Source organism: Herbaspirillum sp. BH-1 (assembly GCF_002870055.1).
In the GTDB taxonomy this organism is placed as follows: domain Bacteria; phylum Pseudomonadota; class Gammaproteobacteria; order Burkholderiales; family Burkholderiaceae_D; genus Herbaspirillum; species Herbaspirillum frisingense.
Genome location: NZ_PKOI01000027.1, coordinates 19,170 through 41,438 on the forward strand (window position 1 = coordinate 19,170; position 22,269 = coordinate 41,438).

Genomic DNA, 22,269 nt, shown 5'->3' on the forward strand with positions numbered 1-22,269 from the left:
AAGGGTGATAACGCTATCCCGAACGCCGGGAACGGATTTTGCTAATCGACATGCTTTCGCGCGGTGTCCGCTTTGGTGCAGACCTGCGTGTTTTTATTGTTTCAATTTAGATCGAAGAGTTATTCATGGACATTTTCATCCAGCAGATCATCAACGGATTGGTGCTAGGCAGCATGTACGCACTGATCGCCCTGGGCTACACCATGGTGTACGGGGTGCTGAACCTGATCAACTTTGCCCACGGCGACATCCTGATGGTGGGGGCCATGGTGGGCCTGTCGCTGCTCAAACTGGTGCAGCATGTGGCACCGGACCTGCCGGGCATCGTCAAGCTGATCATCGCCATCGTCGGGGCGATCCCGGTGTGTATCGTGGTCAGTCTGCTGATCGAACGCATCGCCTATCGCCCGCTGCGCAATGCGCCGCGCCTGGCGCCGCTGATCACCGCCATCGGCGTGTCGATCCTGCTGCAGACCTTCGCCATGATGATCTGGGGCCGTAGCCCCCTGCCATTCCCGCAGGTCATGCCCTCCGACCCGGTGCACATCGCCGGTGCCCTGATCTCGCCGACCCAGATCATGTTGCTGATCCTGGCGCTGGCCGCCATGATCGGCCTGGTGCTGATCGTGGAAAAGACCAAGATGGGCCGCGCCATGCGCGCCACCGCCGAGAACCCGCGCATCGCCGGCTTGATGGGCGTGGACGCCAACCGCGTCATCATCGTCACCTTCGCCATCGGTGCTGCGCTGGCCGCCATTGCCGGCGTAATGTGGGCCGCCAACTATTCCACCGCACAGTTCGCCATGGGCTTCGTGCCGGGCCTGAAGGCCTTCTCGGCGGCGGTGCTGGGCGGTATCGGCAACATCTACGGCGCCATGCTGGGCGGCATCCTGCTGGGCCTGATCGAAAGCCTGGGCGCCGGCTACATCGGCGACCTGACCGGCAACTTCCTGGGCAGCAACTACCAGGACATCTTCGCCTTCATCGTGCTGATCATCGTGCTGACCCTGCGCCCCTCCGGGATCATGGGCGAGCGCGTGGCGGATCGGGCTTAAGACTTAAGACTCAAGACTTAAAAGTTAAAAACAGAACTTAGAGAATCGGAAGAGAACACTATGGCTCTCATGACCTTCGACATGAAGCGCAACCCGCAGCAGGCGCGCATCAGCCTGCTGGCGCTGTTGGCGCTGATGATCATCTTCCCCATGATTGCCCAGCATTTCGGCAATTCCTGGGTGCGCATCATGGATATGGCACTGCTCTACATCATGCTGGCCCTGGGCCTGAACGTGGTGGTGGGCTTCGCCGGCCTCCTGGACCTGGGCTACATCGCCTTCTATGCCATCGGCGCCTATACCGCAGGCCTGTTGGCCTCGCCGCAGTTCGCGGCGGTGATCGAGTCCTTCGTCAATACCTATCCCGACGTCGGCAACTTCCTGGTCTGGCTGTATGGTCCGCAGATCGTGCAGAACGGCATCCACCTCTCGCTGTGGCTGATCGTGCCGATCTCGGGCGTGCTGGCGGCCCTCTTCGGTGCGCTGCTGGGGGCACCGACCCTGAAGCTGCGCGGTGATTACCTGGCCATCGTGACCCTGGGCTTCGGCGAGATCATCCGTATCTTCATGAACAACCTGAACGCCCCGGTCAACATCACCAACGGCCCGCAGGGGATCAACCTGATCGACCCGATCCGCGTCTTTGGCGTGTCGCTGGCCGGTGAACCCGGTTCGGGCTCGATGGTGAAGGTCTTCGGCATGAGCCTGCCCTCGGTCAATGCCTACTACTACCTGTTCCTGGTGCTGTGCATCTTCGTGATCTTCTTCTCGGTGCGCCTGCAGGACTCGCGCCTGGGCCGTGCCTGGGTCGCCATCCGCGAAGACGAGATCGCCGCCAAGGCGATGGGCATCAACACCCGCAACGTCAAGCTGCTGGCCTTCGCCATGGGCGCCTCCTTCGGTGGCGTGGCCGGTGCCATGTTCGGCGCCTTCCAGGGTTTCGTCTCGCCGGAATCCTTCTCCCTGACCGAATCCATCGCCGTGCTGGCCATGGTGGTGCTGGGCGGCATCGGTCACATCCCCGGCGTGGTGCTGGGTGGCGTGATCCTGGCCGCATTGCCGGAAGTACTGCGCCACGTGGTGGAGCCGCTGCAGATGGCCATTTTCGGCCGTGTCTGGATCGATGCCGAAGTGCTGCGCCAGCTGCTCTACGGCCTGGCCATGGTGATCATCATGCTGACCCGTCCGGCTGGCCTGTGGCCCTCGCCGCGCCATGAAGACCGTCCCGAAGTGGACCATACCAAAGTCGGCACGACCGGCGAAGTCAAAGCCTAAGCTGGAGCACAGAACATGACACAGACACTGCTCAAGATCCGCGACGTCAGCAAGCGTTTCGGCGGCCTGCAAGCCTTGAACGGCGTGGGCATCACCATCGAGCGCGGCCAGATCTATGGCCTGATCGGCCCCAACGGTGCCGGCAAGACCACCTTCTTCAACGTCATCACGGGCCTGTACCAACCGGACACCGGCAGATTCGAACTGGACGGCAAGCCCTATAGCCCCAGCGCGCCGCACGAAGTAGCCAAGGCCGGCATCGCCCGCACCTTCCAGAACATCCGCCTCTTCGGCGAGATGACCGTGCTGGAAAACGTGATGGTCGGTTGCCACGTGCGCACCAAGCAGAACGTGTTTGGTGCGGTCTTCCGCCACAAGGCAGCCCGTGACGAAGAAGCGGCGATCCGCGCCAAGTCGCAGCAACTGCTGGACTTCGTGGGCATCGGCCAGTTCGCCAAGCGCACGGCGCGTCACCTTTCGTATGGTGACCAGCGTCGCCTGGAAATTGCCCGTGCGCTGGCGACCGACCCGCAACTGCTGGCGCTGGACGAACCGGCAGCCGGCATGAACGCCACCGAGAAACTGGGCCTGCGCGAGCTGCTGGTGAAGATCCAGGCCGATGGCCGGACCATCCTGCTCATCGAACACGATGTGAAGCTGATGATGGGCCTGTGCAACCGCATCACGGTGCTGGACTACGGCAAGCCGATTGCCGAGGGCGTACCGGCCGACGTACAGAAGAACCCGGCGGTGATCGAAGCCTACCTGGGTGCCGGCCACTAAGAGATGGTCTGAACCGGTTGTGCTGGCACTTGCCGTTCGTCCTGAGTAGCGGCGCAGCCGCGTATCGAAGGCGCTCAGGCGCGTCTTCGATACGGCCATGAATGGCCTACTCAGCCCGAACGGTAGTGGATTGATTTCAGTACAGCCTCCAAGCAGCTAGCGAGAGCAAAAAACATGACAACGAACATCCTCAAAGTCGAACAACTGAGCGTGGCCTATGGCGGCATCCAGGCCGTCAAGGGTATTGCGCTGGAAGTCAACGAAGGCGAACTGGTGACCCTGATCGGTGCCAACGGCGCCGGCAAGACCACCACCCTGAAGGCCATCACCGGCACGCTACCCAGCAGCAAGGTAGATGGCCACGTGTATTACATGGGCAATCCGCTGAAGGGCAAGAAGTCCTTCGAGCTGGTCAAGGACAAGCTGGCGATGGTGCCGGAAGGGCGGGGCGTCTTCACCCGCATGAGCATTCAGGAAAACCTGCTGATGGGCGCCTACACCAGCAATGACAAGGGCCAGATCCAGGCCGACATCGACCGCTGGTTCGAGGTCTTCCCGCGACTGAAGGAGCGTGCGGCGCAGATGGCCGGCACCTTGTCGGGCGGTGAACAGCAGATGCTGGCCATGGCGCGTGCGCTGATGAGCCACCCCAAGCTGCTGTTGCTGGACGAGCCCTCGATGGGCCTGTCGCCGATCATGGTGGAGAAGATCTTTGAAGTGATCCGCAATGTGTCGGCCCAGGGCATCACCATCCTGCTGGTGGAGCAGAACGCCAAGCTGGCGCTGGAAGCGGCGCATCGCGGTTACGTGATGGAGTCCGGCCTGATCACCATGGAAGGCGAGGCCAAACAGATGCTGGATGATCCCCGGGTCAAGGCGGCTTACCTGGGTGAGGGTTGATCATTGGCATTGGCGACGATGCGAGAGATGATTGACTGCGTCCTTCATGAGATGCAGGCAACGTAGACGAAAAAAAGCGCAGCCTGGCTGCGCTTTTTTTTCATCCATCCGCTCGGCATGCCGATGACACGGCAGTGAGCGGCCGGGTGCGGTATCAGGCTGCCTTGCGTGCCTTCACCTGATTGCGCAGGCTGCGCACCTTGTCGTGATTGGCCAGCACACCTTGATACTGGCGCTCCACGATCAGGCGGATATCGGTGGGCAGGTCTTCGCTCAAGGCCTTGCGGTAGGCGTTGACGGCGGCATCCTCGCCGCGTTCGCATTCGTCCAGGATGCTCTCGTCATCGCGCCCGGTGATGGCGCTCTTCAGATTCACCCACTGGCGGTGCAGAGTGCCGCCCAGCGTGCTGTGGCTGGCCGGTTCACCGCCCAGCCGGCGTACCAGGTCCTGCAGGTCCAGCGCCGTCTGCGCACATTCGGTGGCACGCACCATGAAGGTGTCCTTGTAGGGGATGTAGCGCTCCTGTGCGTCGTCGGCACAGGCGCGGAAACCCTTTTCGCCGTCGATGGAAATCTGGATCAGGTCATTGAGCGTGGAAATCAGGTGTTCGTTGGTCATGTTGCTCTCCTTTCTCGCTTGTTTTACGCCAATCGATACCGGCCCGCAGCCCGCAGGCGGCGCTGCCGGTACAGATGGGTCAGTGGACGAACAGATAGATCAGCACCAGCAGGAAAGCCGGAACGCCACACAGCCATGCCAGGAAATACTTGCCCATGATGTTCTCCTTCTTGTTTATCGGATTCAGTTTGGTGGACGCCGCTCCCGATGGAGGATTCTGGGAGCCTGGGAGTCGGCGCTGCTTTTCGATTGCATGCTGTCATCCTATGAGCCCACTCCCCTGATTTCCATCGGACGGCGGCGCAAGCGCATGTAGGAAACAGCCCTGCTTTCCCTTCCGCAAGCATCCCGGCAAAAATCCGCTCGCAAGCCTGTATCCGGAATATGCCGGAATGCCGCAATCCCAATGCCGACAAGACTTTGCGCTTTGTCCTACAAGACAATCGGCAGGCGTCCTATAGAGCCCGACAGTAGGGCCTCGCTATCATTTTTCCCATGTTGTACAGGTTTCCCGGCGCAACAGTGCAAGGCCTGATGGCCTGCCCCGACCGGTGATCCGCAGGCCCGGGTGATCCGGGTCCGGACCAAAGATGTGATCCCCGACCACCCTGACCACGAGGAGACGCACCATGAACAAGAAGACCATCACCGGCCAATTCCAGTTTGCCCTGGGCAAAGTCCAGGAAGGCGTCGGTAGCGTGCTGGGCAATGTGCAGCTGCAACGCGCCGCCCAGCGCCGCCAGATGGATGGTCGCATCATGCACGCGGTCGGCGAGGCGCAGGATCTGATCAAGCGTTCCCTGCGCCAGCGCGCGGGTTCGGTGTGAAGGCTGCGTGAACCAGGCATCAGGTATCAGGTATCGGGTGTCAGCCATCAGCTATTACCTGCGGGAGACGAGATGAGTATTGCCAGAAAATTGTTGTGGGCTGCCGGCATGGCCGGGGTCGCCGTCTGCGCCACCCTGCGTGTACTGGCCCGTGATGCAGCGCGTCGTGACCAGCGCCAGCAGAGCCTGGCACTGCAGCGCTGGGAAGACGAGGGCGGCAGCGCCCGCACCGTGGCCCAACGTGGCCGCCGTGGCGCCGATAACCGCGGCAGCCGCGGTAGCCGCGGTAGCCGCGCCGTGCGGTAGTGCAGCACCCGGGCGGCTGGCTCTTTGTCCTACAAGGCAATCGGGCTGGCGCCGATAGCGAGCGCAACAGGGGCTCAGTATCTTGAACCTACTCGCTGACGTGATGAAAGACGTAACGAAAGCAAGCAATGCGGATGCATTGAAAACGGTAAGAAAACGATAAGTGAAGGCTCACAAGAACTCACAAGCAACGAAGGCGCCGGAGACTGCGTCGCACTATCGCAATCACCAGGAAAGTCGCCGGCACGATGAAGAACAACGGAGGAGGAGATCATGGACAAGCTCGTGCTCGGATGGCTTCTGGGTGTGCCGGTGCTGATGCTGATCGTTCTGCAGTACCTGATGTGAGCAGATTCTGAAGGCGCGAACGACGCTGGCGATGCTATCAGCGCGTGCCATTGAACCCGAAACGAATACATGGAGGGCAAGTATGCAAGCCAACAAATTCAAGACCGTCCGTAGCGATGTGCAATCGCTGCTGCAGCAAGCCCAGGACCTGTTCGCCGAAGCGGCCAACACCACCGGCAAGAAGGCCGATGACCTGCGTGCCACCGCCCAGGATCTGCTGGAGCAGGCCCTGAGCACCGCCCAGGATGCACAGGCCGCCGTGGTGGAAACCGGTCGTCAGATCGTCACCAGCACCGATGACTACGTCCAGTCCAATCCGTGGCGTGCCATTGCCATCGGCACCGGTATCGGCCTCCTGGTCGGTCTGGCCGTCGGTCGCTGCGCCGACCATGACTGATTTCCGCACGCCGTGGCGATGCCCGCGCGGCATCACGGCTGCAGCCAGGCGCTCTGCATGCGGGACATAGCACAACACGCCCGACGCCCAGCGCATTAGTCAAGAAACCGGAGAAAAGGAATGACCACCATGACCAAGAATCCCCCGAAGACAGACGTCAAGAAAAAAGCCGATTTCCACCTGGACAAGGAAGCCATTCGCGCCGCCGCCAAGAAGATCGATGACGGCGCGGTTACCGAAGGCTATCGCGGCAACCGCGAGGAAGTCGTCGCCATGCTCAACGACGCGCTGGCCACCGAGCTGCTGTGCGTGATGCGCTACAAGCGTCACTACTACACCGCCAAGGGCCTGGAAATCGAGTCCATCAAGGGCGAGTTCCTGCAGCATGCGCAGGAAGAGCAGAGCCACGCTGACCAGATTGCCGAGCGCATCGTGCAGCTCAATGGCGAGCCAGATTTCAACCCGAAGACCATCGCCGAACGCAGCCATGCGCAGTATGACGAGTCCTCGGACATCAAGGACATGATCCGCGCCAACCTGGTGGAAGAGCGTGTGGCTATCGAGGCCTACCGCCAGATGATCGAGCGCATCGGCGACGACGATCCGACCACCAAGCACATGCTGATCCAGATCATGGCGCAGGAAGAAGAACACGCCGATGACATGAGCGATCTGCTGGGTCTGTAGATCCGGGCGTCGTTGGCAGGCATGGGCGCGAGAGCGCAAGCGAGAACGTAATGAGAACGTAACGAGGGGCCATGCCCCTCGATCTGAACCCCAACCCACAACGAGGAGATCACCATGAACTGGGACATCGTGGAAGGAAACTGGAAGCAATTCAAGGGCAAGGCCAAGGAGCAGTGGGGCAAGCTGACCGACGATGACCTCGACGTCATCGCCGGCAAGCGTGACCAACTGGCCGGCCGCGTGCAGGAGGCCTATGGCGTGAGCAAGGACGAAGCCGAGAAGCAGGTCCGCGATTTCGAGGATCGCAACAAGGACTGGCGTCAGTAAGCCGCCTGCCTCGCACCCGCCCGTACCGGAGTTGGAGTGAGAGTGACTGGAGTGAGTGAGACCGCGAGCAGCAATCGCAAGTAAGACCGCAGGACCGCAACATCGACATCGTAGTACGCAGGCCGCTCACCCGGCCTGCATAAGAATACGGCCCCAGGCCGCAACCCAGGCTATCAAAGCAAACCATGAGGAAGGACAACACAATGAAAAAAATCATCGCAACCATGATCTTCGGCGCTGCCGCCATCGGCATGCACGGCGCAGCCTTCGCAGCTGACCCGGCCGCCGCACAATACAAGGCCGACAAGTCGCGCGCCGATGCCGACTACAAGGCAGCCAAGAAGAAATGTGGTCCTTTGAAGGGTAACGACCAGGACGTGTGCGAGAAGGAAGCCAAGGCCGCCCACGAATCGGCAATCGCGGATGCCAAGGCCAAGCGCAAGGGTAGCGAAGCCGACAAGGATGCGCGCAAGGACAAGAACGATGCCAACTATGACGTCGCCAAGGAAAAGTGCGACGCCCTGAGCGGCGATGCCAAGGACAAGTGCGTGGCCAACGCCAAGGCCAAGTACGGCAAGTAATCCGGGTTCTTTGGCCGTACCGGCTAATGAACCGTCGATCAACGATCGATTGACGATCATGTGGTTTGCGCCCGGTCGATGGTCCGTGGCGCGGCCGCCAGACCAAGCTTACCCCCCCAACAACATAGGAGTTTCATCATGTCGCTGACCAAAATGTCCCTGACCAAGCGTTTCCTCGGTTTCTTCCTGGCCCTGTTCATGGTTTCCCTGGTGGGCTGCGCATCCAGCCCGGGCAAGGAAGGCACTGGCGAATACGTCGATGACGCCGTCATCACCACCAAGGTGAAGGCTGCCATCTTCAACGAGCCGAACCTGAAGTCCTCGGAAATCAATGTCGAAACCTACAAGGGCGTGGTCCAGCTGTCCGGTTTCGTCTCCAGCTCCACCTCGGCTGCCCGTGCTACCGAACTGGCCCGTGGCGTCAAGGGTGTGGTCTCGGTGCGTAACGACCTGCGTCTGAAGCAGTAAGGTCGGGAACTTGTGAGCGCGCGACCGGTCTGTTGACCGGTCCGCGCTTGTCCCGCTTAAGGACTTGCTGCTTGCAGAGCGTCTCGGAACGATCCGGTGCGTTCCGCAAGAAGACAGGTCAGGTGCAGTCGGGTATAGTTGGAATCCGTTGCTGCCGGGCATGCGCGAAGCCGGCCAGGGAAGGGCGGCGCGGCGGGAAAGCGGGACCATCCCGCGGACTTGATTACCGCGTAAAACGGCGTAAAACCAGAGTACAACTACAAATCGTACCAAGCAGCGCCCACGGCGCTGGCGTTTCAATTCACTGCTCAAAATTGCCATGACAAAAATACTTGTAGTCGATGACCACGCGGTCGTACGGGCAGGTGTACATCATTTCATTTCGGAAATACCGTCGATGGAAATCGGCGGCGAGGCCAGTACGGCGGAAGAAGCCATCCGTCTGGTGCGGACCCAGGACTGGGACATCGTCCTGCTCGACATCGCAATGCCCGACAAGAGTGGCGTCGAAGTCTTGAAGCAGATCAAGCGGGAAAAGCCGGAGTTGCCGGTGCTTATGCTGTCCATGCACCCTGAGAGCCGCTATGCGGTGCAGGTGCTGCGCAGCGGTGCTTCCGGCTACGTGCAGAAGGAGGCGCTGGCCACCGAGCTGGTCAACGCCATCAATACCATCCTGCGCGGTCACAAGTACATCAGCTACGGCGTGGCCGAGCTGCTGACCAGCGAGCCGGTGGATTCCGAAAAGCCGTTGCACGAGACGCTTTCGCAGCGGGAATACGAGATTTTCTACAAGCTGGGTCAAGGGCAGGGCGTGACCCAGATCGCCGACGAGCTGTGCCTGTCGGTAAAGACGGTCAGTACCTATCGTTCGCGCGTGCTGCAGAAGATGAGCATGACCAACAACGCGGACATCATTTATTACGCGATCAAGAACAACCTGATCGACTGAGATCCGGCGACCCGGGCGGTTCCGGCCAGGCAGCACAGGCTGCAGAGGCTGCATGAACCAAACGGGGGCGCAGGCAAGGAAGAGTGGTACATCGCATCATGGACGACATTCTCAACATCAGGCCCCAGCGCGACGGCGACGGGACGATCCTGCGGCTCTTCCTGGTGGAAGATTCGGAGGACGTGCGGGACCTGATCGTCGAGAGTCTGGCCGAAATTGCCGGCGTGCGCCTGGTGGGCTACGCCGAGACCGAGCTGGAAGCCCTGCGTCATCTGCAGCAGAACAGCTATGACGTGCTCATCCTGGACATCCAGTTGAAGCAGGGCAACGGCATGAGCCTCTTGCAGTCGCTGGCGCGCTCCAATACGCGCCGCCAGAGCGAGGTGAAGGTGGTCTTCAGCAATCACGTCAGCCCGACCTATCGGCGCGTGGGCGTGCAATGCGGCGTACAGCACTTCTTCGACAAGTCCTCCGAACTGCCGCTGCTGTGTGACCTGTTGCAGGAGCTGGCCAAGCAGAAGGGGGGCAAGTCCGGGCGGACCTCGTCGAGCAACAATTCGCCGCAAGGGCCGGCCCAGGCGGGCGGGGTATAGGCAGGATTTTGCTGCATGATTTGTGCAGCCAACGATCGCGGCGCCAGGGCTGTTCGGCGCGACCGCGGTGCACCAGACAACGAGAACCGATCATGGCACGCAGCCTGCCCGGAGTCCGAAAGACCCTGACGCAGGCTTGATGTCCGAAACGTACGGACAGCGCGGACAGCACGGATCGCACACGAACGAGGGATTCCCGACGATGCAGAAGAACCAAGACGGACTTCGTCCGTCCTCCGCCGACATCCAGAACAGCGCATCGGTCGAGTATTTCGCGGCATCGCACGCCAATTACAGCGGCATGGTGACGCTGGCCATGGGCCTGTCCATGGCCGTGATCCTGCTGGGCATCGTGGTGCTGCTGACCGGTTTTCTGGGTGAGGAGTATCGGCGACTGCTGTCAGGCCTGCTGGCCGTGCGTGAACTCACTGCCGGTGGTTTCATCGTGGGCGCCCTGGCGCTCTACCTCAATTGCATGAATTCTGCGGTACGTCGGCCCCTGCTGCGGCGCATCGCCGTCGGGCTGGCCGTGCTGCTGCTGGTCGGCGGGCTGGCGTCGCTGGCGCACGGTGTCATGTACGCGCTGGGCTGGCTGCCGCTGGAGGGCGCCGACACGATTTCGCCACTGGCGATCCCGCCCTTGCTGTCGCTGGGCTTTGTGCTCATGGCTGCAGCCTTGCTGCTGCATGACTGGCGCCTGCTCGGCGACTACTATCCGGCCGAGTACCTGGCCTTTGCCCTGATCGCGCTGTCTGCCATTCCGCTGGTGGGTTATCTGTACGACGTCAGCCAGTTCATCTATCTCGATTTCCCCCTGCCGGTGTCGTTGCTCTCGGCGCTGGTGTTCGCGCTCTTGGGGGCGGCCTTGCTCATGGCACGCCCGGCACATGCCCTGATGGCGGTGATCATGCGCATCGCGCCGGGCGGCCAGATGTTGCGCCATCTGTTGCCGCAGACGCTGTTCCTGCTGCTGGCCTTCAGCCTGTTGCTGAACTGGGGCATGGCACACGGCTGGATCGTGCCGGAGCTGGTCTTGCCGACGCTGACCCTGATCAATGGCGCGATCGTGCTCTTCATCTTCTGGGGCTCGGCCAGTCGGCTGGATAGCGAATACGGCGAACGTACCCGCAATGCCCAGAAACTGGCCGAGACCAGCGCCTTGCTGAATGCCGTGAGCGAAAGCACCAGCGACCCGATCTTCGTGAAGAATCGCCAGGGCCTGATGATCTTCGCCAACCCGGCCACCCTGCACAAGCTCGGCAAGACCTGGGAAGAGACCATGTACCGCTCCAGCCGCGAGCTCTTCCTGGTGCAGGAAGAGGCCGATACGGTGGACCGCGATGACCGTCGTGTCATGGCCTCGGGCAAGCCCGAGAAGCTGGAACAGACCCTCCATTTGCCGGAGGGCGTGGTCACCTTCCAGACCGCCAAGGTGCCCTGGTTCGGCAAGGATGGCAGCGTGCAGGGCGTCATCGGCATCAGCACCGACATCACCGAGCGCAAGCAGGCCGAGGATGAACTGCGCCAGCGCGAGAGCCAGCTGGAAAAGACCGTGATCCAGCGTACCGCCCTGCTGCGCGAACTGACCAATCACCTGGAAACCGTGCGCGAAGAAGAGAAGCGCGCTATCGCCCGCGAGCTGCACGACAACATGGGCGCCTCCCTGACGGCCCTGTCGATGCACCTGGAAGGGGTCTACCAGATCCTGCCGCCGGATGAAAAATGGGCCGACCGCAAGACCCGCATGCAGGGCCTGATGAAGTCACTGGTGGCCACCACCCGACGCATCCAGACTGAACTGCGACCCAATACCCTGGACCTGTTCGGTCTGAAGGCAGCGATCTCGGAACAACTCGACGAACTGCACGAGCGCACCGGCATCGCCTGCCATGCCAGCCTGCCGGACGAAGACGTGGATGTGGGCCACGAGATGGAGATTGCCATCTACCGCATGCTGCAGGAGATGCTCAACAACGTCACCAAGCATGCCAAGGCCAGCAAGGTGGATGTGATCCTCGATATCGACGAAGACCACGTGGCCCTGACCGTGCGCGACGATGGCGTGGGCATCCCCGAAGAGCGGCGCGACAACCACAAGACCTACGGCCTGCGCGGCCTGCGCGAGCGGGCTACCTTCTTCGGTGGCGAGGTCGATATCCGCTCCACGCCGGGCAAGGGGGCCTTGATCAGCATCAGCCTGCCGATCCGCCCGGAGCTGGCGCCCAGCGAGCCCTGAGCGGCGCGAACCGAGGCGTTTCCCCGCACATCCGTCACCGTTCCGAAAGCCGCCTCCAGGGCGGCTTTCTGCGTTTCGGTGAGGATTTTTCAGCGCCGCTTTTCCTGCACGGTTTTTCGTTTTTTCCTACGCGCGAAAGGGCGACTCTCTTATGGGCCTGCCACAGGCTCATCGATACCATGGACTCATCGTCGCAGTCTGACCCGAAGGGCGGACCAGGCGGCGGTGCCGGCAAGCAGGCAGGAATGTCCTGACGTTGCGCCGGGACCTATCAGGCAATCAACCACAAAGGAGCCATCATGAACAAGGATCAAGTCAAGGGTAGCTTGAAGGAAGTGGCAGGCAAGGTGCAAGAGAAGACCGGTGAACTGACTGGCAATACCAGCCAGCAGGTCAAGGGCGCTGCCAAGCAGGTGGAAGGCAATGTCCAGAAGTCCTATGGCGACGCCAAGGAAGCTGCAAAGAACTAAGTGAAGTGGGCGCGCCGTCGCCGTGAATGCCGCCCGGGTTCTGAGGAGCCCAAGGCATTTGCGGTGGCCGGCGGGATGGCAGTGTAGGAATCTTCCTACGCCAGAATCGGAAACGGCTGATTTTGTGTTGCAGCAATTTCCGCGACCATGTGGTCATGGTGCTGGTAGAGCCGGGAAATGCAAAAGAGTTCTCGGATTGCCGCATGAAATTTTTGCTCACCGCCAAGAAGGGACCCCTGAAAGGGCAGACCATGAAAAAAACAGTCGGTATTTGCATGCTGGTAGCCGTCTCGGCACTTGCCTCCTCCGCTTATGCAGCACCCCGTCAGGCTGATGACAGCGCAGCGCGCTGGTCGGCCCCCACGATGGATCGTCACATGCCGGTCGACGCGACCCGCCTGCAGAAGGCAGGTCAAAAGAAGTTCCGGTACATGGACATGGCCGAAGGCCGCCGTTCCAGGTTCATGCGCGAAGCTGTCCTGCTCTATGGGCAAGAGGCTGGTGCATGCACCCCGGACGTCGCCCGCGAAGCCGCCAAGGCTGCGCCGCAAGCTCCCGCTGCGCGCGTGATCATGCGTCCGATGACCTGATGCCGGTCCGGCAATCCGTTCGTTGGACTCTATTCGACAATGAGGAAGGAGTAGTCATGAAAACAATTCAAAAACTGGCAGTGACTTCGGTAGCCATCTTTGCCTTTTCCGCGATGACCGGCTGCAGCAACATGTCCGCGCGCGACAAGAACACAGCCATCGGCGCAGGCGCCGGTGCGGTGGGCGGTGCAGTGCTCACTGGCGGTAGCGCCATCGGTACCGTCGGCGGTGCCGCCGTGGGTGGCGTGATCGGTAACCAGGTGGGCAAGTAAGACGGCAAGTAAGACGGGCCAACACCAGGCTGGCAGCGCTGTCAGCCACACCGTGCGGGCTATCGAGGCCTGCACGCACGGAATGCATCAAACGCCGCAACGATGTCCATCGTTGCGGCGTTTTCCATTTGTGGCTTGCACTTGGGGCCGGCGCAGGGGCAACCCCTGCAGCCAGGCAGCAGGCTAACCCGGCATTGGCTCAGGAGGCGGGCTTGGCCCCGGTCGCCTTGTAGTCGTCATAGATGCGCCGGGCGCGCGCCGCATCGTCCTTGCGGGCGGCGGCGGCTTCCTTGCGGCAGGCGCTGGCCTGCTTGCCGCGCTGAGCCTTGCAGTCGGCCAGTGCCTCGGCGTAGGCAGCGGCCGTCTCCTGGTTGAGATTGCGCAGCCGTTCCTTGGGAGTATCGGCGTTCTGATACCACCGGGCTGGATCGCCATTGGCCAGCTTGTCCTCGCCGGCATGGCTGGACGCAGCCGCGAGCAGGGTCAATGCCGCCAGGCAAACGGGGAGGGAGGACGCGAGGAATTTGTTCTTCATCTGTTATGGGCCTCATCACGCAAACGCGAAAACTTCATGGGGATGGGCCATCTGCCATGCCCGCAGCGTACGACAAGCCAGCTGGACACAATGCAAACGGCGCGGTCGGTGACAGGGCACCGACCGCGCCGTGTTCCCTTCCGCAGGCCGATGGTATCAGGCTTGCATCCGGGAGGGGAGGGTCGCGGGAAAAGCGTCAGGGGCGCTGGCAGCAGGGCGGAGTCAACCGCCATGCTACCGCCCCGTCTTATATCTTCCCGAGCAGCAACAGGATCAGCAGGATGATGACGATGGTGCCGGCGATACCGCTGGGACCATAGCCCCAACCGCGGCTGTGCGGCCAGGCCGGGATCACGCCGAGCAGGATCAGGATCAGGACGATGAGCAGGATGGTGCCGAGGGTCATGGAGTTTCTCCTTTGTTATTGAATTCGTTCTTGCCCGCCAGGGTGCAAGCGCTGGGTCGTTCGTTGTTGCTCGTTGTTGCTTGATGTTGCTCGTTGATGCCGAGCCATCATAGGCCCGGCCCCGCTGTCCCCGCGATCAGCGCCCGTCGCAATATGCTGTAGGAAAACCCGGCAATGCCGGGTAGGCGGGCGCCTCGGGCCGTCCCCACCGGTGGCCCCAATGGGCCGCTGATCGCTCCGCCTTGCCGCCAACTTGGTGCAAAGCACAAATGAAGTGCGGCCCGAGCTCATGTTGACGGTGCGCGAACCCCCTCGCCGGACCGGTCGTGAGTCTTGGTCATGGCGCCGTCAGTGCAGGCCGGGTGCGGCTTTGCGGGCGATTATCATGTGCTGGCACAGTCTTTGCTGAATTGACGACATAGCGCAGCCAGTGCGCAACAGATGTGAAGGTGTGACCAACGGCGGTCGCATCGTCCCGGACAAAGGCGTCTTCCGACATGGTCATCCATGACGGGACACGCCTTTTTTTTTGTTGATGGCTTTCGTCAATGTCAATTCGCAACGCAAGGGGAAGGGTGCTATGGAATTCAACGCTCAGGCGGACCAGGCAGGCAAGCTCGCAGATATCGAACCAGCCGGCCCGGCAGGGACGGTCGACATGGTGGACGGCAAGCGCCGCAAGCTGATACAGGGTGCAGGCCTGGCGGCCGGGACCGGCATGCTGGGACTGGCCAGCGGCGGCGCCTGGGCCGCCGGTTCGGACAAGCCGGAAAAGGAAGAGGTCAAGATCGGCTTCATTCCCCTGACCGACTGCGCGTCGGTGGTGATGGCCTCGGTACTGGGCTTCGACAAGAAGTACGGCATCAAGATCGTCCCCAGCAAGGAAGCCTCCTGGGCCGGCGTGCGCGACAAGCTGACCAATGGCGAGCTGGATGCGGCGCACGTGCTCTATGGCCTGATCTATGGCGTGCAGATGGGCATCGGCGGGCAGAAGAAGGACATGGCCGTGCTCATGGGCCTGAACCACAACGGCCAGGCCATCACGCTATCCAAGAAGCTGGCCGACAAGGGCGCCGTCGATGGCGCTTCGCTGGCCAAGCTGATGCAGACCGACAAGCGCGAATACACCTTTGCCCAGACCTTCCCCACCGGCACCCACGCCATGTGGCTGTATTACTGGCTGGCCGCCAACGGCATCCATCCGATGAAGGATGCCAAGGTGATCACCGTGCCGCCGCCGCAGATGGTGGCCAATATGCGGGTGGGCAACATGGACGGCTTCTGCGTGGGCGAGCCCTGGGGCCATCGCGCCATCGTCGACGGCGTGGGCATCACCGCCATCACCACCCAGGACATCTGGAAGGACCACCCGGAAAAGGTGCTGGGTACCTCGCTGGAGTTCGTCCAGAAATACCCAAACACCTGCCGCGCCATGATGGCCGCCATCCTGGACGCCAGCAAATGGATCGACGCCTCGCTGGCCAACAAGAACAAGATGGCCGAGGTCATCGCCGACAAGTCCTATGTCAACACCAGCAAGGACGTGATCGACCAGCGCATCCTGGGCCGCTACCAGAACGGGCGGGGCAAGACCTGGGACGACCCCAACTACATGAAGTTCTACGACGAAGGCCAGGTCAACTTCCCCTTCCTGTCGGACGGCATGTGGTTCATGACCCAGCATCGCCGCTGGGGCCTGCTCAAGACCGATCCGGACTACCTCGCCGTGGCCAAGTCGGTGAACCAGATCGATCTCTACAAGGAGGCCGCCGCCATGACCAAGACGCCCCTGCCCAAGGAAGTCATGCGCAGCTCCAAGCTGGTCGATGGCGTGGTCTGGGACGGCAAGAATCCGGCTGCCTATGCGCAGTCGTTCAAGATCAAGGTGTAAGCCTCGGCGGCCAGCGCCGGTAGTGCAGCCAAAGCGCTGGCCGTCACAGTGAAGTGTCATCAGCAAGGGGAAAGCGATGAGTGCAGTCATGGAAAACATCATGGGCGATAACGCCAAGCCCGCCGGCAACAGCCAGGTCGCAGCAGTGGCCGCGGCCAGCCAGGCGCAGCCGGCATCGGTAGCACCTGCTGCCACGACCAGGGTACGCAGCGCCAGGAAGCGCCTGGCCGCAGGCGGACTGTTCATGCGGGTGGTGCCGCCGGTCCTGGGTGTGGCGCTGCTGGTACTGGTGTGGCAGATCATTGCGCTGAAGACCGCAAGTTTCCCCACGCCATGGGTCACCCTGAAGGAGGCCGGCGTGATGTTTTCCGATCCCTTCTATCGCAACAGCCCCAATGACCAGGGCATAGGCTGGAACGTGCTGGCCTCCTTGCAGCGGGTCGGCATGGGCTTCGGCCTGGCGGCGCTGGTGGGCATCCCGCTGGGGTTTGCCATCGGCCGGGTGGAATTCCTCTCGCGCATGTTTGGCCCCATCATCAGCCTGTTGCGCCCGGTTTCGCCACTGGCCTGGCTGCCCATCGGGCTGCTGGTGTTCAAGTCGGCCAATCCGGCGGCGATCTGGTCGATCTTCATCTGCTCGATCTGGCCGATGATCATCAACACCGCCGTGGGCGTGCAGCGGGTGCCGCAGGATTACATGAACGTGGCGCGCGTGCTGAACCTGTCGGAGTGGAAGGTGCTGACCAAGATCCTGTTCCCCTCGGTTTTGCCCTACATGCTGACGGGCGTGCGTCTGTCCATCGGCACCGCCTGGCTGGTCATCGTGGCCGCCGAGATGCTGACCGGAGGCGTGGGCATCGGCTTCTGGGTGTGGGACGAATGGAACAACCTGAACGTGCCGCACATCATCATCGCCATCGTCGTCATCGGGGTAGTGGGGCTGGTGCTGGAGCAATTGCTGGTGGCGCTGGCCAAGGCCTTTACCTATGAACAGGTCAACAACTGAACAGGCGGGAGCACATCATGGATAACATCAACGGCAAATTCATCGACATCCACGGCGTGGAGATGGTGTTCCATACCAGGAAGGGGGACTTCCACGCGCTGCGCGAGATCAACCTGACGGTGGCCAAGGGCGAGTTCATTACCCTGATCGGCCACTCCGGCTGCGGCAAGTCGACCCTGCTCAATCTCATCGCCGGCCTGCTCAAGCCCAGCGACGGCGTGCTCCTGTGCGCCAACCGCGAGATCGGTGGCCCGGCCCCGGAGCGGGCGGTGGTGTTCCAGAACCATTCGCTGCTGCCCTGGCTGACCTGCTATGAAAACATCTACCTGGGCGTGGAACGCGTCTTCGGTGTCAGCGAAAACCGCACGCAACTGCGCGACCGCACCCGCGCCGCGCTGGCGCTGGTGGGTCTGGGCGCGGCCGAGACCAAGCGTCCCAATGAAATCTCCGGCGGCATGAAGCAGCGCGTAGGCATTGCCCGCGCCCTGGCGATGGAACCCAAGGTCCTGCTGATGGACGAGCCTTTCGGCGCCCTCGATGCACTGACCCGCGCGCACCTGCAGGATGAACTGCTCAAGATCGTGGCCAAGACCGAATCCACCGTGGTCATGGTGACCCATGACGTGGACGAAGCGGTGCTGCTGTCGGATCGCATCGTCATGATGACCAACGGCCCGGCTGCCACCATCGGCGAAGTGCTGGAGGTGAAGCTGGCCTGGCCGCGTGACCGGGTGGTGCTGGCGCAGGACGCGCAGTATGGCCTGTACCGCACCGCGGTGCTGGAATTCCTGTATCGCAAGCAGGCCCATCCGGCACGCGAGGCGGCCTGAGCCGCCCTGGCCCCGGCCCTCGCGCAGACGCGCAGATGCGCAGCGTGTTGCGCACCTGTGCGCTTTTCGTTGCATCGTTGGAAGGAAGCCTGCCATGTCCACCCTGGCCTTGATCGATACCGCACCCGACCGCGCGGCCGAGGATGCATCCACCGTGCCGTTGTCCGGAGAAGTCTTCGGCGCCATGATCAATCTTTCCGGGCGCCGCCGTTTCACCTCACAGCGCCTGGTGCTCTACGCAGTGCTGGCCTCGCAAGGGCAGCAGGGGGCCTGTGCCACCGCCCGCGAGGCACTGGCCCTGTTCAGCAATGCCCATGCGGCCCTGCTCAAGCGGTCGGGTGATTTGCCCGGGGTGTTCTGCCCCGAGCTGGAAGAGGTCTATTACGGGCGGCCAGCCGGCGACGCCCGCATCACCGGATTTGCCGCGCTGGCGCAGCGCACCCTCAACGCCATCGAAGACCGTCTCAAGAGCGGCCCCGAGCTGCTGGCGCAACTGGTGCAGGAGACCACGCCGCTGCTGGGCGTGCTCAACGAGATCACGGCGGTCTACGAGGCGCAGTCCAGGAAGCATGCGCGACTCATGCGCGAGCAGTTGCGCGGGATCATGACCGACATCGAGGTCATCGCCCGTGAAGCCAAGATGGTGGCCTTCAATGCGCGCATCGTGGCGGCCCGTTCGGGGCAGGCGGGCAAGGAATTCTCGGTGGTGGCCGGCGTGCTCTCCAACATCACCGGCGAGATCGATGAACTGGTCAAGGAAGCCCTGAGCGGCGCAGCGGCCTGAGTGGGTCTCAGGGGGCTTCAGCGCGTTTCAGCGGGACATCACACTTCGCGCCTGCAGGCAGCCCATGCCACCAGCAACCAGGCGGCCAGGAAGGCCGCTCCACCCAGGGGCGTGATGGCGCCCAGGATGCGCGTTCCCGTCAGCGCCAGCAGGTAGAGGCTGCCGCTGAAGACGACGATGCCGGCCAGCATCAGATTGCCGGCCCAGCGCATCGCCGCGCCGGCCATGCGCGGCATGAGCAGGGCGATGGCGATCATGCCCAGCGCGTGCATGACCTGGTAGGTCACGGCGGTATGCCAGATCGCCAGCATCTCTTCCGAAATCATCCGCTTCAGGCCGTGCGCGCCAAAGGCGCCGCAGCCGACGGCGATGAACATGTTGATGGCGCCGGCGGCGATCAGGGTGCGTTCTTTCATCGGTGGCTTTCTTCGTATCCGGGGCGGCTCAGTATGGGCGCTGCGACCTGCCCAGGCGATATTCATGACGCAGCACGAACTGTGAGGTGGCAATCAGACCGGATAGCCCCAGGATCAGTTGCGTGAGCGTATCGGGCGGCAGTACCCAGACCGAGCCGGCAGGGGCGGGGACATTGGCGGCTGCGCTGATGACCGGGGCCGCCCAGGCAGCTTCCTCGCTGACATCCAGCAGGATCTGGCCTTCCGGTGTGGTGTGCAGATAGATCTCGCCGCCCAGTTCCAGCGTGAAGCAGATGCCCTGGCCGGCGTTGACGGTGTTCATCTTGTGGCGGAACACCACTGCTTGCAGTTCGCGGTTGTAGGTATCGATCCAGGTTTCCACTTCGTGGACGTTCTGCAGGACGATCCAGCGCCGCGGCGCGGGGATGGAATCGGCACCGGCAACGGCGTCATCCGGGAAGATCGGTTCGGGGGCTTGGTCGGACATGTCGGTGGGCAGGGCAGGCAGACTCGGTAAAACCGGAAGTATACCGGATCAGCTCTCCCGCGCCGTGGCCGGGTCCTGCCGGCTGCCTTGATCAAGATGCCAGGCCACCGACGCCTGCCCGGCCAGTTCGCGCACTTCGCGCAGGCGGGCCATCTCGCTATGGGACAGGCGTTCGCTGTGGCGGCGCAAGCCACCCAGGTCGTGCAGGGCGGTCTCGGCGTCGATGCTGGCCAGCCCGGCCTGGCGCTGCAGGCGACGCAAGGTCGCTGGCGGCTGGTGGGCGACTACCGCCTCCAGATAGTCACGATTGGCCTTGAGACCGAGCGCGATGCGCTCGCGCGGCGAGGCTCCGAGTTCGGGCCATAGCGCCAGGGCGGCCAGCAGGGCGACGGCGCTGCCGATCAGGTTGTCCAAGGCCCGGGCCGAGGCGATGCCGACACCAGGTTGCAGCATCTCCGTCACGCAGATGAACAACATGGTCAGGAACACCACGAACACCGTGTAGTTCACCAGCCGCAGGGCGATGGCCAGGCCGGCCAGCATCACCGCCACCAGCGGCAGCACCCAGGTCATGCCGGAAGCCACATGGAGCAGGCTCAGTGCCAATGCACCGCCCAGCAGGCTGCCCAGGATGCGTTCCAGGCATCGCGTCCAGGTCTGGCGTGCCGCACCTTGCAGTACCACCACCACGGCCATCGTGGCCCAGTAGGGATAGCCAAGCTGGAACACCTGGGCCGCATAGAACACCGCCGCCACGCCAGCGGCCTGGCGTGCGCCCTGTTGCAGGCCCCGGCCCAGGCCGTTGCGCCAGTCGGGTGACGCAGCGGCGGGGGAGGGCTCATCGCTGTCATGCTCGGCCTGGTATTGCGCCCAGGCGGGATCGGACAGCAGCAGCGTGTGGGCCTGCATCAAGGCCGACAGGCAGCCGGTCATCAAGGGGTCGGCCAGCTGGCTTGCGCGCCGTATGTCGATGGGGCGGGACTGGTTCGATGGCAGCGGGATCTGTGGCGGCAGCGTCAGCCTCTGGTAGGTGCGCAGCACTACGATACGCGCCGCCCGTGCCACGATGCGCCGCTCGGCGGGCGAGCCCAGTTGCTGGATGGCGGCGTGTTCCAGCGCGATCAAGGCGCTGAAGATCATTTCGCAGGCCTCCAGCAGGCGCCGAAAGGACTGGGCGCTGTCGCCGGAGGAGCGTTCATGAGGCTGCAGCATGGTGCGCAGCCGCTCCAGGGCCAATCGCACGGCGCGGCGGTGTTCACCGTGTTCGCTGTGCCATTGCTGTTCCCGATGCTGGCCATCGCGCGCGGCGAGCAGGTCGCGGCTCATGTCGAGCATGCGTAGCAGCGCCGCCTGCGCGGCCTGGCGCAGGGCAGTGTGTTCGTCGATACGCCAGAAAAGATTGATCAGCAGCCACGCCCAGAGCGCGCCGATCAGGAAAGATGCGGCCTGCAGCGCCGCCAGCGCCGGCGCATGCGGGAAGCCCGCCGCCACCACCGCCACCACCGCCAGCAGCGTCCCCAGCAGCGCTGCGGACTGGATCGCACCGGTCAACGTGACGCTGAGCAGCACCATCACCGGTGCGGCGAGCAGGGCCGCATGACTGCTCCAGGAGGCGCTCCAGGAACCGATGAATGCCACCGCCGTGCCGGCCACCGCAAAGCCGGCCAGCAGGCGCCGCCGCTGGGTATGCGGCCCCGGGGCATCGCACAGGCAGGTCCAGAAGGCGGCGAACACGGCCCAGGCCAGCCAGTGCTGGCCGCTGATCATGGCCGCCGCCAGCGGCAGCGCGATGGCCAGGCAGGCGCGCCAGCCTTCCTCGGCACTGAACTGTTCCTGCAGCAGGGGGAAGGAGCGCAACTCCAGCCGTCGTGCGGCACGACGGGTGAATGCGGCCATCCGGCTGGCCAGCCGGCCATGGCGGTGCAGCAGGGACGGGCGGTGAAGGAAGGTGAAGGGCGTACGGGCGGTTTTCATCGGGACTGCATCAACGTGGGTGGACCACTTTGAAAGGATATGAGGAGTTTCTTTCACGAATACTACAGGCGACCTGCATCAATGCGCAGGGCCTGGAGGTAGTAGGTCTGGGAGGTCGGGGGCGGTCGATCTCTTCGCTACCTCCCGTGCCAAGCACTTTCCATGCCGGTGGTGTTGTCGCCGGTCGGGTTTGGCGGAGATGGGATGCGGTGAGGGGGAGCCGGCAGGCGGGGAAGTGCCTGCACGGGAGGTAGCGA

At 62.8% G+C, this 22,269-nt stretch carries 27 protein-coding genes; 21 read left to right on the forward strand and 6 right to left on the reverse strand.

What is annotated here, in order from left to right; all coding sequences use genetic code 11:
* The first annotated feature begins 125 nt into the window (after window positions 1-125).
* From HBH1_RS22995 to HBH1_RS23010, 4 genes are all read left to right on the forward strand, one after another.
* Window positions 126-1,055, forward strand: coding sequence for a branched-chain amino acid ABC transporter permease (locus HBH1_RS22995; RefSeq protein WP_039877283.1), 930 nt, complete (start codon window positions 126-128; stop codon window positions 1,053-1,055).
* A 60-nt stretch (window positions 1,056-1,115) separates the two neighbouring features.
* Window positions 1,116-2,330: an ABC transporter permease subunit gene (locus HBH1_RS23000; RefSeq protein ID WP_102663198.1), complete on the forward strand. Its 1,215-nt coding sequence runs from the start codon at window positions 1,116-1,118 to the stop codon at window positions 2,328-2,330.
* Between the two features lie 15 nt (window positions 2,331-2,345).
* Window positions 2,346-3,113 (forward strand): ABC transporter ATP-binding protein, encoded by a 768-nt coding sequence (locus HBH1_RS23005; RefSeq protein WP_102664526.1) that lies wholly within the window; start codon window positions 2,346-2,348, stop codon window positions 3,111-3,113.
* Window positions 3,114-3,287: 174 nt separating this feature from the next.
* Window positions 3,288-4,013, forward strand: a complete 726-nt coding sequence (locus HBH1_RS23010) for an ABC transporter ATP-binding protein (protein ID WP_006464706.1) — start codon at window positions 3,288-3,290, stop codon at window positions 4,011-4,013.
* A gap of 154 nt (window positions 4,014-4,167) precedes the next feature.
* Here the strand turns inward: HBH1_RS23010 and HBH1_RS23015 are convergent, their stop codons facing one another.
* Entirely contained in the window at window positions 4,168-4,632 is a 465-nt protein-coding gene (locus tag HBH1_RS23015) for a PA2169 family four-helix-bundle protein (protein WP_006464707.1), read from the reverse strand.
* Between the two features lie 629 nt (window positions 4,633-5,261).
* On the opposite strand from HBH1_RS23015, the gene HBH1_RS23025 reads away from it, so the two are divergent.
* From HBH1_RS23025 to HBH1_RS23085, 13 genes are all read left to right on the forward strand, one after another.
* Entirely contained in the window at window positions 5,262-5,459 is a 198-nt protein-coding gene (locus HBH1_RS23025) for a CsbD family protein (protein ID WP_006464708.1), read from the forward strand.
* A 72-nt stretch (window positions 5,460-5,531) separates the two neighbouring features.
* The gene (locus HBH1_RS23030) at window positions 5,532-5,765 is read left to right on the forward strand and encodes a hypothetical protein (RefSeq protein WP_233207688.1); all 234 of its coding nucleotides are present in this window, start codon (window positions 5,532-5,534) and stop codon (window positions 5,763-5,765) included.
* Between the two features lie 430 nt (window positions 5,766-6,195).
* Window positions 6,196-6,510 (forward strand): ElaB/YgaM/YqjD family protein, encoded by a 315-nt coding sequence (locus HBH1_RS23035; protein WP_006464710.1) that lies wholly within the window; start codon window positions 6,196-6,198, stop codon window positions 6,508-6,510.
* A 120-nt stretch (window positions 6,511-6,630) separates the two neighbouring features.
* Window positions 6,631-7,197 carry a ferritin-like domain-containing protein gene (locus HBH1_RS23040; RefSeq protein WP_102664529.1) on the forward strand — a complete coding sequence of 189 codons (567 nt, stop codon included), beginning with the start codon at window positions 6,631-6,633 and terminating at the stop codon, window positions 7,195-7,197.
* Window positions 7,198-7,311: 114 nt separating this feature from the next.
* Complete coding sequence (locus HBH1_RS23045) at window positions 7,312-7,524, forward strand: CsbD family protein (protein WP_077237644.1); 213 nt, start codon at window positions 7,312-7,314, stop codon at window positions 7,522-7,524.
* 203 nt (window positions 7,525-7,727) lie between these two features.
* Window positions 7,728-8,105, forward strand: a complete 378-nt coding sequence (locus HBH1_RS23050; RefSeq protein WP_102664530.1) for a cell envelope biogenesis protein TolA — start codon at window positions 7,728-7,730, stop codon at window positions 8,103-8,105.
* Between the two features lie 138 nt (window positions 8,106-8,243).
* Window positions 8,244-8,573 carry a BON domain-containing protein gene (locus HBH1_RS23055; RefSeq protein WP_006464714.1) on the forward strand — a complete coding sequence of 110 codons (330 nt, stop codon included), beginning with the start codon at window positions 8,244-8,246 and terminating at the stop codon, window positions 8,571-8,573.
* 319 nt (window positions 8,574-8,892) lie between these two features.
* The gene (locus tag HBH1_RS23060) at window positions 8,893-9,522 is read left to right on the forward strand and encodes a response regulator (RefSeq protein ID WP_006464715.1); all 630 of its coding nucleotides are present in this window, start codon (window positions 8,893-8,895) and stop codon (window positions 9,520-9,522) included.
* Window positions 9,523-9,620: 98 nt separating this feature from the next.
* Window positions 9,621-10,115, forward strand: a complete 495-nt coding sequence (locus tag HBH1_RS23065) for a response regulator (RefSeq protein WP_208399268.1) — start codon at window positions 9,621-9,623, stop codon at window positions 10,113-10,115.
* 202 nt (window positions 10,116-10,317) lie between these two features.
* Window positions 10,318-12,351 (forward strand): PAS domain-containing sensor histidine kinase, encoded by a 2,034-nt coding sequence (locus tag HBH1_RS23070; protein ID WP_102664532.1) that lies wholly within the window; start codon window positions 10,318-10,320, stop codon window positions 12,349-12,351.
* Window positions 12,352-12,650: 299 nt separating this feature from the next.
* Window positions 12,651-12,821 carry a CsbD family protein gene (locus tag HBH1_RS23075; protein WP_006464718.1) on the forward strand — a complete coding sequence of 57 codons (171 nt, stop codon included), beginning with the start codon at window positions 12,651-12,653 and terminating at the stop codon, window positions 12,819-12,821.
* Window positions 12,822-12,976: 155 nt separating this feature from the next.
* Window positions 12,977-13,411 (forward strand): hypothetical protein, encoded by a 435-nt coding sequence (locus HBH1_RS23080; protein WP_102664533.1) that lies wholly within the window; start codon window positions 12,977-12,979, stop codon window positions 13,409-13,411.
* Between the two features lie 56 nt (window positions 13,412-13,467).
* Window positions 13,468-13,683 carry a glycine zipper 2TM domain-containing protein gene (locus HBH1_RS23085; protein ID WP_006464720.1) on the forward strand — a complete coding sequence of 72 codons (216 nt, stop codon included), beginning with the start codon at window positions 13,468-13,470 and terminating at the stop codon, window positions 13,681-13,683.
* A 199-nt stretch (window positions 13,684-13,882) separates the two neighbouring features.
* Here HBH1_RS23085 and HBH1_RS23090 read toward each other — a convergent pair whose 3' ends face one another.
* Both HBH1_RS23090 and HBH1_RS23095 read right to left on the reverse strand, forming a co-directional pair.
* Window positions 13,883-14,218 carry a hypothetical protein gene (locus tag HBH1_RS23090; RefSeq protein ID WP_102664534.1) on the reverse strand — a complete coding sequence of 112 codons (336 nt, stop codon included), beginning with the start codon at window positions 14,216-14,218 and terminating at the stop codon, window positions 13,883-13,885.
* Window positions 14,219-14,465: 247 nt separating this feature from the next.
* Entirely contained in the window at window positions 14,466-14,624 is a 159-nt protein-coding gene (locus tag HBH1_RS23095; protein WP_006464722.1) for a DUF3309 family protein, read from the reverse strand.
* 580 nt (window positions 14,625-15,204) lie between these two features.
* On the opposite strand from HBH1_RS23095, the gene HBH1_RS23100 reads away from it, so the two are divergent.
* The 4 genes from HBH1_RS23100 (at window position 15,205) to HBH1_RS23115 (ending at window position 19,135) form a co-directional block, all read left to right on the forward strand.
* Window positions 15,205-16,515 carry a CmpA/NrtA family ABC transporter substrate-binding protein gene (locus HBH1_RS23100; protein WP_369878646.1) on the forward strand — a complete coding sequence of 437 codons (1,311 nt, stop codon included), beginning with the start codon at window positions 15,205-15,207 and terminating at the stop codon, window positions 16,513-16,515.
* A gap of 76 nt (window positions 16,516-16,591) precedes the next feature.
* Window positions 16,592-17,521 (forward strand): nitrate ABC transporter permease, encoded by a 930-nt coding sequence (ntrB, locus tag HBH1_RS23105; RefSeq protein ID WP_102664535.1) that lies wholly within the window; start codon window positions 16,592-16,594, stop codon window positions 17,519-17,521.
* A gap of 17 nt (window positions 17,522-17,538) precedes the next feature.
* Window positions 17,539-18,351, forward strand: coding sequence for an ABC transporter ATP-binding protein (locus HBH1_RS23110; RefSeq protein ID WP_102664536.1), 813 nt, complete (start codon window positions 17,539-17,541; stop codon window positions 18,349-18,351).
* Between the two features lie 94 nt (window positions 18,352-18,445).
* A complete protein-coding gene (locus HBH1_RS23115; protein ID WP_102664537.1) occupies window positions 18,446-19,135 on the forward strand; it encodes a methyl-accepting chemotaxis protein in 690 nt (229 codons plus the stop codon).
* Between the two features lie 38 nt (window positions 19,136-19,173).
* Here the strand turns inward: HBH1_RS23115 and HBH1_RS23120 are convergent, their stop codons facing one another.
* Genes HBH1_RS23120 through HBH1_RS23130 form a run of 3 tightly spaced genes read right to left on the reverse strand, consistent with a single transcriptional unit; the run spans window position 19,174 to window position 22,012 of the window.
* Window positions 19,174-19,551, reverse strand: a complete 378-nt coding sequence (locus tag HBH1_RS23120) for a DUF423 domain-containing protein (RefSeq protein ID WP_006464727.1) — start codon at window positions 19,549-19,551, stop codon at window positions 19,174-19,176.
* Window positions 19,552-19,579: 28 nt separating this feature from the next.
* Window positions 19,580-20,038 carry a hypothetical protein gene (locus tag HBH1_RS23125; RefSeq protein ID WP_006464728.1) on the reverse strand — a complete coding sequence of 153 codons (459 nt, stop codon included), beginning with the start codon at window positions 20,036-20,038 and terminating at the stop codon, window positions 19,580-19,582.
* Between the two features lie 48 nt (window positions 20,039-20,086).
* Complete coding sequence (locus HBH1_RS23130; protein WP_199181645.1) at window positions 20,087-22,012, reverse strand: FUSC family protein; 1,926 nt, start codon at window positions 22,010-22,012, stop codon at window positions 20,087-20,089.
* Window positions 22,013-22,269 lie beyond the last annotated feature (257 nt).

Coding starts and splice junctions, on each gene's coding strand:
- HBH1_RS23035 (WP_006464710.1), top strand. CDS start 6,196: ATGCAAGCCAACAAATTCAAGACCGTCCGTAGCGATGTGCAATCGCTG.
- HBH1_RS23055 (WP_006464714.1), top strand. CDS start 8,244: ATGTCGCTGACCAAAATGTCCCTGACCAAGCGTTTCCTCGGTTTCTTC.
- HBH1_RS23010 (WP_006464706.1), top strand. CDS start 3,288: ATGACAACGAACATCCTCAAAGTCGAACAACTGAGCGTGGCCTATGGC.
- HBH1_RS23095 (WP_006464722.1), bottom strand. CDS start 14,624: ATGACCCTCGGCACCATCCTGCTCATCGTCCTGATCCTGATCCTGCTC.
- HBH1_RS23045 (WP_077237644.1), top strand. CDS start 7,312: ATGAACTGGGACATCGTGGAAGGAAACTGGAAGCAATTCAAGGGCAAG.
- HBH1_RS23080 (WP_102664533.1), top strand. CDS start 12,977: ATGGTGCTGGTAGAGCCGGGAAATGCAAAAGAGTTCTCGGATTGCCGC.
- ntrB (WP_102664535.1), top strand. CDS start 16,592: ATGAGTGCAGTCATGGAAAACATCATGGGCGATAACGCCAAGCCCGCC.
- HBH1_RS23100 (WP_369878646.1), top strand. CDS start 15,205: ATGGAATTCAACGCTCAGGCGGACCAGGCAGGCAAGCTCGCAGATATC.
- HBH1_RS23025 (WP_006464708.1), top strand. CDS start 5,262: ATGAACAAGAAGACCATCACCGGCCAATTCCAGTTTGCCCTGGGCAAA.
- HBH1_RS22995 (WP_039877283.1), top strand. CDS start 126: ATGGACATTTTCATCCAGCAGATCATCAACGGATTGGTGCTAGGCAGC.
- HBH1_RS23065 (WP_208399268.1), top strand. CDS start 9,621: ATGGACGACATTCTCAACATCAGGCCCCAGCGCGACGGCGACGGGACG.
- HBH1_RS23115 (WP_102664537.1), top strand. CDS start 18,446: ATGTCCACCCTGGCCTTGATCGATACCGCACCCGACCGCGCGGCCGAG.
- HBH1_RS23110 (WP_102664536.1), top strand. CDS start 17,539: ATGGATAACATCAACGGCAAATTCATCGACATCCACGGCGTGGAGATG.
- HBH1_RS23075 (WP_006464718.1), top strand. CDS start 12,651: ATGAACAAGGATCAAGTCAAGGGTAGCTTGAAGGAAGTGGCAGGCAAG.
- HBH1_RS23090 (WP_102664534.1), bottom strand. CDS start 14,218: ATGAAGAACAAATTCCTCGCGTCCTCCCTCCCCGTTTGCCTGGCGGCA.
- HBH1_RS23015 (WP_006464707.1), bottom strand. CDS start 4,632: ATGACCAACGAACACCTGATTTCCACGCTCAATGACCTGATCCAGATT.
- HBH1_RS23040 (WP_102664529.1), top strand. CDS start 6,631: ATGACCACCATGACCAAGAATCCCCCGAAGACAGACGTCAAGAAAAAA.
- HBH1_RS23130 (WP_199181645.1), bottom strand. CDS start 22,012: ATGAAAACCGCCCGTACGCCCTTCACCTTCCTTCACCGCCCGTCCCTG.
- HBH1_RS23030 (WP_233207688.1), top strand. CDS start 5,532: ATGAGTATTGCCAGAAAATTGTTGTGGGCTGCCGGCATGGCCGGGGTC.
- HBH1_RS23005 (WP_102664526.1), top strand. CDS start 2,346: ATGACACAGACACTGCTCAAGATCCGCGACGTCAGCAAGCGTTTCGGC.
- HBH1_RS23070 (WP_102664532.1), top strand. CDS start 10,318: ATGCAGAAGAACCAAGACGGACTTCGTCCGTCCTCCGCCGACATCCAG.
- HBH1_RS23120 (WP_006464727.1), bottom strand. CDS start 19,551: ATGAAAGAACGCACCCTGATCGCCGCCGGCGCCATCAACATGTTCATC.
- HBH1_RS23085 (WP_006464720.1), top strand. CDS start 13,468: ATGAAAACAATTCAAAAACTGGCAGTGACTTCGGTAGCCATCTTTGCC.
- HBH1_RS23000 (WP_102663198.1), top strand. CDS start 1,116: ATGGCTCTCATGACCTTCGACATGAAGCGCAACCCGCAGCAGGCGCGC.
- HBH1_RS23125 (WP_006464728.1), bottom strand. CDS start 20,038: ATGTCCGACCAAGCCCCCGAACCGATCTTCCCGGATGACGCCGTTGCC.
- HBH1_RS23060 (WP_006464715.1), top strand. CDS start 8,893: ATGACAAAAATACTTGTAGTCGATGACCACGCGGTCGTACGGGCAGGT.
- HBH1_RS23050 (WP_102664530.1), top strand. CDS start 7,728: ATGAAAAAAATCATCGCAACCATGATCTTCGGCGCTGCCGCCATCGGC.